Source organism: Kitasatospora sp. NPDC059795 (assembly GCF_042732175.1).
Taxonomy (GTDB): Bacteria; Actinomycetota; Actinomycetes; order Streptomycetales; family Streptomycetaceae; genus Kitasatospora.
Genome location: NZ_JBHWID010000001.1, coordinates 1 through 1,977 on the forward strand (window position 1 = coordinate 1; position 1,977 = coordinate 1,977).

Genomic DNA, 1,977 nt, shown 5'->3' on the forward strand with positions numbered 1-1,977 from the left:
CCGCCGGACGGCGCCGGGCACCGCGGCGCCCTGCGGGCCGGCCGGGCGGCGCGGCGGCGGACCGTCGGGCCGGGCGGCCGCCGGAGCCTCCGCCGGGGCGGCGGTCGCGGCCTGCGCGGTCGCGGCCCGCTCCTCGGCCCGGGCCGCGGCCCGGGCGGCCCGGCCGCCGGCGCCGCGGGTGGCGAGTTCGCTGAGGCGCTCGTGCAGCGCGGCCGCCGGCGGGCGCTCGGACGGCTCCTTGGCCAGGCAGGCCCGCACCACCGGGGCCAGCACCGGCGGAATCCCGGTCAGGTCCGGCTCCTCGTGCACCACCCGGTACAGCATCACCTCGGACGAGGCGCCCGACCCGAACGGCGACTCCCCGGTCAGCGCGAACGCCAGCGTCGCCCCGAACGCGAACACGTCGGTGGCGGGCGTCACCGCCGCGCCGCGCACCTGCTCGGGCGCCAGGAAGCCCGGCGAGCCGACCGCGGTGCCGACGTGCGTGAGGGTGGACGCGCCGCGCGACCAGGCGATGCCGAAGTCGATGATCCGCGGGCCCTTGGGGGAGAGCAGGATGTTCGACGGCTTGAGGTCGCGGTGCACCACCCCCGCCTCGTGCACCTTCACCAGTCCGTCGGCCAGCGCCGCGCCGATCCGCGCCGCGTCCGGCCAGGCCAGCACGCCCTCTTCGGAGATCTGCTTGTACAGCGACGGCCCGGGCACGTACGCGGTGGCCAGCCACGGGCGGTCGGCCTCGATGTCGGAGCCCATCACCCGCGCCGTGCAAGCGCCGCGGATCCGGGAGGCCGCCGCGATCTCGCGGGCGAACCGGGTGCGGAACTCGGCGTCCTCGGCGAGTTCGGCGCGGATCAGCTTCAGCGCGACCCGCTGCCCCTTCCGGTCCGAACCGAGGAAGACCACGCCCATCCCGCCCGCGCCCAGCCGCCGGTGCAGCCGGTACGGGCCGACGATGCGGGGGTCCTCACGCCGCAGCCGCATCATTGCCATTTGCCCGTACCCGTTCCCGTTCCGTCAGCCTGTGGGGTGAGGCCCCGTCGGATTGGGGCGTCGTCAGACAACTGTCTCGGCACAGCTTACGGACAGGTAGCGGCCCCGTGCTGACACGCAACACACGAACCGCCGGTCCGATTGTCAGATCGGTACTGCCGACGCCCCGTTCGACCCCCTGTCCCACCAGCAGTCCGACCGTCCCCCAAGGGGTCCTGTCAGGGTCGCCTAAGGGGTGCGCGCACTCCGGAGTCCGACTCCAGGTGTACGTGACCCCGCCCCTCCTCCTACCAGCGGAGGCGATCGGAACGGTACGACGGCATGACGACCCCGAAAGCCGTGCCGCCTAACGTTGTTCACAGCGAGGACGGCCCCGCTCGTCCCCCGAGAAGAACCGTCCTCGCTGCCAAGCAGAACCACCCGTCCCCGACCCGACAGCACCAGCAGCAGCCCGGCAGGAGCACAGCAGACATGGCACCGCTCAGCAGAGCCCTTCGCCGTCGGCCCCTGTCCCCGCACCCCGCGGAGACCCGGCACCCGATGGTCGCCCTCGCCATCGCCCTGCCCTGCGCGATCCTGCTGATGGTCCTGTTCGGGGCATGGGACCAACTGGCGACCCAGGCACAGGCGGTCGCCGATCTGATCGGGCGCTGACCCCCATGGGGTAGGGGTCGACGCGCCGGCCCGGAGCAACCCTCATCACGTCGTGGACGGACGAAATGAGTGGCGCAGGCTGCAGCTCCGGGCCCACCCGGTGGCCGGGAACGACACGTCGGTGAGGGCGTGCCGTTCCCGGCCACTCCCATGCCCGGTAGTGCCCGCCACCGCCCGCCGCTGCCCGCCACCGCGCCGAAACGCCGAGAGCCGCCCCCCGAAACCGGGTGGCGGCTCTCAACTTCTGTGCGCGATACTGGGATTGAACCAGTGACCCCTACCGTGTCAAGGTAGTGCTCTCCCGCTGAGCTAATCGCGCAGGACGATCCGTAG

General features: G+C 73.4%; 2 protein-coding genes and 1 tRNA gene. 1 reads left to right on the forward strand and 2 read right to left on the reverse strand.

All coding sequences use genetic code 11. From position 1 onward, the window contains the following. Positions 1 to 990 (reverse strand): serine/threonine-protein kinase (locus tag ACFV4P_RS00005; RefSeq protein ID WP_380465618.1); only part of this gene is annotated, 990 nt, incomplete at its 3' end. A 471-nt stretch (positions 991 to 1,461) separates the two neighbouring features. Here ACFV4P_RS00005 and ACFV4P_RS00010 point away from each other — a divergent pair. Continuing rightward, the gene (locus ACFV4P_RS00010) at positions 1,462 to 1,644 is read left to right on the forward strand and encodes a hypothetical protein (RefSeq protein WP_380465620.1); all 183 of its coding nucleotides are present in this window, start codon (positions 1,462 to 1,464) and stop codon (positions 1,642 to 1,644) included. A 247-nt stretch (positions 1,645 to 1,891) separates the two neighbouring features. Here the strand turns inward: ACFV4P_RS00010 and ACFV4P_RS00015 are convergent. Then, positions 1,892 to 1,963 (reverse strand) — tRNA-Val (locus tag ACFV4P_RS00015). Positions 1,964 to 1,977 lie beyond the last annotated feature (14 nt).